We start from the raw sequence: 5,568 nt of genomic DNA, 5'->3' as shown, positions 1-5,568 counted from the left end.
CATCAGGAAAGAAGGAGATAGGTGAAGTTACTCCGGATCCCCGCACGGCGGCTGCTCTCCGCAGTGGCCGTCCTGGGACTTGTACCCGCGTTGGCGGTCCCGGTTCCGGCGCAGTCCGCGCCGGTGGAGGAGACCTCGTCGGTCGACGCGGCGGCGCAGAAGTACGACCGGCGGCTGCTCGCCAAGGCAGTGCCGGACGAGTGTTTCGCCGGGGTGGGGGCGCCCTACCCGGCCGGTCCGCCGTGCGCCGAGGGCCAGGCCAAGGTCAACCAGTCGTACCTGTGGGGGATGACCCGGGCCGACCAGCACCTGTGGTTCGGTACCGGCGCCAACATCAACTGCCTGACCAGTGGCCGGAACCTGAAGAGCACCGACCCGAACCTCAACGAGGACTGGGTGTGCGAGTACGGCGAGAGCCAGATCGCCAAGCGCAACCCCTCGCTGCCGGCCACCCTCGGTGACCACCGGCCGCCCCGGATGTACCAGTACGACCTGCACACCGGGCAGTCCGTCGAGAAGACGGCCCTGGTGAAGAACGCCGGTCCGGAGCACGCCAACCGGCTCAGCTCCACCGCCGGGATCCGGGCCGCCGGCAACCACCAGGGGGTCGTCCTGCTGGCCGGGCCGGCGCTGGCGCAGAGCATCAACCTGTTCGCCTTCGACGCCGACACCGGGGCCTTCATCAGCTCCACGACCATGCCGCAGTACGGCAACATGCGGCACTTCGTGGTGGCCGACAATGTCCTCTACGCCGGGGTCGGTGTGGGCGCCAACGGCAGCGCCGGTGGCCACGTGCTGCGCTGGACCGGCGACAAGACCAACCCGTTCAGCTTCGTCGAGGTCGCCGACCTGCCCGCCCAGGCCGCCGACCTGACCGTCCACCAGGGACGGATCTTCATCTCCACCTGGATCGGCACCGGGGACGACGGCCTCGCCGCCGACGGTCCGGTCGCCGGCGCGGCCGACGTGCTCGCCGGCATCTGGATGAGCCCGCGGCTCGCCGACGGGGATCCCGGCCTGACCCCGGCCGACTCCGCCGGTTGGCGCAAGGTCTGGGACGTCAGCGAGTACGAACCGGACCCGACGGTGGCCAGCACCTACGCCCTCGGCGGTCTCGCCTCCTACGGTGGCCAGCTCTACTGGGGCACCATGCACGTGCCGCTGAAGGCCACCTACACCCACCTGCTCCGGTACCCGCCGGTCGACGAGGAGTCGTCCCGGGCCACCATCCAGAACACCCAGCGGTCGATCAGCATCTTCCGGGGCCGGAACTTCGGTCTCGACCGGCAGCAGGTGGATCTGCTCTACGGTGCGACCGAGCTGCCGAAGTACGACCCGGCGGCGAACGGGGGCGCCGGTGCCTGGGCGTTGGTGTCGACCAACAACACCCCGCTGTACGGCTCGGGCGGGCTCGGCAACCCGTACAACAACTACACCTGGAAGATGGTGGTGGCCGGCGGGCGGCTCTTCGTCGGCACGATGGACTGGAGCTACATCTCCAAGGACCTGGGCAACCAGGCGGCGCAGCAGCTCGGCCTCCCCGCGTCGGCGGCGGCCACGTTGAGCGCCGCGCCGGTCCTGGCGGAGCAGGCGCGGACCCGGGAGAACCCGCCCGCGACCTTCGGTGGTGACCTGTTCGTCTTCAACTCGCCGTGGAGTCCGGCCGAGGTGGTCGACAACGCCGGGTTCGGCAACTACCTGAACTACGGGATCCGGAACATCGTCACCGACGGGACGGACCTCTACCTCGGGACGGCGAACCCGATGAACCTGCGTACCGACCCGAACGACGACATCCCGGAGGGCGGCTGGGAGCTGATCCAGCTCCGCACCCGGGCCTGGTAGGCAGCGGTTGACGGCCCGGCGCCCGTGATCCGGACCGGACACGGGCGCCGGGCCGGTCCCGGCGGGTCCCGACCGGGTCCCGACCGGGTCCCGACCCTCCAGGGGCCCGGTCGGGACCCGCCCGGATGCTCTTAACACACCGTGGCCGAAGGCTTACCTTCCTCGAACATGGATGGCGCAAGCTACCCCTATGATGACAATTCACAGATTTCGCCGGGCCGGGCGGCGGGCCGCCGGCCGACGCGCCCCGCTGGTACTGACGGCGGCTCTCCTCGTCGTGCTCGGCGGTTGCCGCGCGGACCGCGCCGAACCGGCGCCGGAGCAGGCCACCCCCCGGTCGACCGTCGGCGCGGACCGGCTGCCGATCGGCACCTCCGTCCGGACCATCGAGGTGGACGGCCGGGAACGCGGCTACCGGGTGTACCGGCCGGCGTCGGTCCCGCTCACCGGGCCGGTCCCGCTGGTGGTCATGCTGCACGGCGCCCTCGGCACCGGTGAGCAGGCCGAGTCGTCGTACGGCTGGAACGCCGAGGCGGACCGGGGCGGTTTCCTGGTCGTCTACCCCGACGGCCTCAACCGGGCCTGGGCGGTGACGAAGGACTGCTGCGGCGCACCGGCCCGGGACGGGGTCGACGACACCGCCTTCGTCACCCGCCTGGTCACCACCCTCACCGCCGACCTGCCCGTCGACCCGGCCCGGGTCTACGTCAGTGGGATCTCCAACGGTGGCCTGCTCGCCTACCGGCTGGTCTGCACGACGGACCTGTTCGCGGCGGTCGGCGCGGTGGCCACCACGCTGATCGGCGACTGCGCCGATCCGGCACCGGTCTCGGTGATCCACATCCACGGCACGGCGGACCGCACCATGCCCTTCGGCGGCGGGCCGGGCAAACGTGACAACGGGGGCACCGGCCGCAACCCGGTACGGATCAACGGGCCGGCGACGACCGACCTGATGGACCGGTGGCGGGCGGTGGACCGGTGCGGTGCACCCGAGGTCACCACCACCGCAACGGTCACCACGACCCGCGCCGACTGCCCGGACGGCCGGTCCGTCGAGCTGATCGCGGTGACCGGTGCCGGGCACCAGTGGCCCGGCAGTGCCGCAGCGAACGAGCGGGCGCAACGCCTGCTGAACCTCGACCCGCCCAGTACCGCGTTGAACGCCACCGCCACCATCTGGCGCTTCTTCAGCGCCCACCCCCGGGCCACCGGCGGCTGACCCCGGCCACCGGCCCGGCCGACCACCCCAGCACAGGGAGCAGCGATGACCAGCAGAGGCACCCCGCCGACGGTCGAGGTCGACCAGCTCGTCAAGCGGTACCCGAAGAGCGAGGTCAACGCCGTCGACGGCCTCTCCTTCACCGTCGAGCCGGGCGAGATCTTCGGACTCTTCGGACCCAACGGCGCCGGCAAGTCCACCACCATCGGCATCCTGACCACCCGGATCCGGGCCACCAGCGGGCGGGCCGTGATCGGCGGGGTCGACGTGCTCCGCGATCCGGTGGGCGCCCGGGCCCAGCTCGCCGTGGTACCCCAGCACAACAACCTCGACCGTTCGCTGACCCCCCGGCAGAACCTGCTCTACCACGCCGCCTACCACGGGGTCGGGCGACGGGAACGCGAGAGCCGCGCCGACGACCTGCTGGAACGCTTCGGCCTGGCGGACCGGGCCGACAAGCGGATCGAGGCGTACTCGGGTGGCATGGCCCAGCGGTTGATGATCGCCCGGGCACTCATCCACGAGCCGGCGGTGCTCTTCCTCGACGAGCCGACCAACGGCCTGGACCCGCAGACCCGACTGCTGATCTGGAACCGGATCCACCAGATGCGGGACCGGGGCGTGTCGATCGTGCTCACCACGCACCAGATGAACGACGCGGCCGGGCTGGTCGACCGGGTCGGCGTGGTGGACCACGGCAGGCTGCTCACCCTGGACACCCCGACCAACCTGGTTCGCAGTCTCGCTGGCCGGTCGATCCTCGACCTGACCGTGGCGCTGGGCCCGCAGGGCGACGTGGATGCCCTGCTCACCGCGCTGCGGGAGGTTTCCGGGGTACGCAAGGCGGAGCAGTTGGCGGCACCGGCCCTGCCGGCCGCACGGCGACCGGGCGGGTTCGGTGCGAACGGCCGGGCGATGGGCCCGGGTCGCGGCGGTCCACCCGGTCCGGGTGGGGGACGGGGTCTGCCACCCGGGCTCGGCGCCGGTCGGCTGGCCGCGCTCGGCCTGGGTGCGGCGGTCGGCACGCTGCCGTCGGCCCGCGCCCGTGCCGGTACCCGGATCCGGCTGCACCTGGCCACCGACCCGGCCGCCCTGCTCGGTCCGATCCTGACCCTGCTCAGTGACCGTTCGGCGAACCTGACCGACGTACGTGTCTCCGAGCCCAGCCTTGAGGACGTCTTCATCGAACTCACCGGAAGGGGGCTCCGGTGACCGTCGTCGACGCCACCGCCGCACCGGCCCGTACCACCGTCGCCCGTCCCCGCCCCTCCACCGCCACGGTCTTCCTGGCCGTGCTCCGCCGGGACCTGCTGGTCACCGGCAAGGAGCTGTGGGTCATCCTGGTCCAGGTCGGGCTGACCCCGCTGTTCATGCTCTTCGTCTTCGACACGATCCTCGGTGCGCAGGGGGTGGTGGGCCGGTCCTTCGCCGACCTCTTCCTGCCCGGCATCATCGCGCTGGCCGCTTTCACCACCGCCCTGCAGAGCGTCGCCCTGCCGCTGGTGAAGGAGTTCGGCTTCACCATGGAGATCGAGGACCGGCTGATGGCCCCGATCCCCACCGGCCTGGTCGCGGTGGGCAAGCTGGTCATCGCGACGATCCGGGGTCTGCTCGCGGCGGTGCTGATCTACCCGCTCGGCGCGCTGGTGGTCGGGTCCGCGCCGTGGCGCCCGGAAGGGCTGCCGCAGGCCCTGCTGGTCGTCCTGCTCGGCGCCTGGATCGGCGGTGGACTGGGCATCACGCTGGCCACGATCCTGCCGATCCAACGGATCAACATCACCCTGTCGCTGGTCGTCACCCCGATCATCTGGACCGGGTGCATCCACTACCCGTGGCCCCGACTGTCGACCATTCCGTGGTACCAGATTGTTACGCTCTTCAATCCGATGACGTACGTTTCGGAAGGCGTACGCGGAGCACTTCTACCGACCGTCCCGCACATTTCCCCGTGGGCGTGTCTGGCGGTGCTCACCGCCGTCGCCGCAATTACCACGGCCACCGCCGTACGCGGTTTCACCCGCCGCGCCATTCAGTGATGCAAGGAAGGGCCCCCGGTTAACGCATTCGGTAGAGGAAGGGGCCCTTCCTAACACACCGGTCGCCGGGAACGCGGGCGTCCCGTCCCGTCCCGCACGCCACCCCTGCCCGGCAGAGCGCCCGACGACCGGACCGGCGGGGGCAACCGGACCGGCGGGGCCGTACCGACAGCCGAGGGCCCCTTCCCGTACTCCCGGGAAGGGGCCCTCGGTGTGACCGCGCGTCGGATCAGTCGGCTTCGACGATCATGCCGGCGCCGACGGTACGGTTGGTCGCCTCGTCGATCACGATGAACCCACCCGTGGTCCGGTTCCGCCGGTACTCGTCCGCCAGCAACGGAACCGTGGTGCGTAGCCGCACCCGACCGATCTCGTTCAACCGCAACTGATCCGCCGTCTCGTCCCGGTGCAGCGTGTTGACATCCAGCCGGTAGTGCAACCCCCGCACCACCGCCCGCGCCGACC

5 protein-coding genes are annotated in these 5,568 nt (G+C 71.2%); 4 read left to right on the top strand and 1 reads right to left on the bottom strand.

Annotated elements, in window-relative coordinates; translation table 11 throughout:
- Window positions 1-21: 21 nt before the first annotated feature.
- The 4 genes from GSF22_RS29925 (at window position 22) to GSF22_RS29910 (ending at window position 5,103) form a co-directional block, all read left to right on the top strand.
- On the top strand, window positions 22-1,845 hold the full coding sequence (locus tag GSF22_RS29925; protein ID WP_208817266.1) for a hypothetical protein: 1,824 nt from the start codon (window positions 22-24) through the stop codon (window positions 1,843-1,845).
- 190 nt (window positions 1,846-2,035) lie between these two features.
- On the top strand, window positions 2,036-3,067 hold the full coding sequence (locus tag GSF22_RS29920; RefSeq protein ID WP_244454378.1) for an alpha/beta hydrolase family esterase: 1,032 nt from the start codon (window positions 2,036-2,038) through the stop codon (window positions 3,065-3,067).
- A 45-nt stretch (window positions 3,068-3,112) separates the two neighbouring features.
- The gene (locus GSF22_RS29915) at window positions 3,113-4,279 is read left to right on the top strand and encodes an ABC transporter ATP-binding protein (protein WP_208817264.1); all 1,167 of its coding nucleotides are present in this window, start codon (window positions 3,113-3,115) and stop codon (window positions 4,277-4,279) included.
- On the top strand, window positions 4,276-5,103 hold the full coding sequence (locus GSF22_RS29910) for an ABC transporter permease (protein WP_208817263.1): 828 nt from the start codon (window positions 4,276-4,278) through the stop codon (window positions 5,101-5,103). Before GSF22_RS29915 ends, GSF22_RS29910 begins: the two co-directional genes overlap by 4 nt.
- A 229-nt stretch (window positions 5,104-5,332) precedes the next feature.
- Here GSF22_RS29910 and GSF22_RS29905 read toward each other — a convergent pair.
- On the bottom strand, window positions 5,333-5,568 hold a 236-nt coding region (locus tag GSF22_RS29905), incomplete at its 5' end, for an elongation factor 1-alpha C-terminal domain-related protein (protein WP_439957822.1).

The sequence above is a fragment of the Micromonospora echinofusca genome, assembly GCF_017614955.1.
GTDB lineage: Bacteria > Actinomycetota > Actinomycetes > Mycobacteriales > Micromonosporaceae > Micromonospora > Micromonospora echinofusca_A.
Note: the sequence above shows the minus strand (reverse complement) of the source record. Positions and strands in the feature narration are given on the sequence as shown.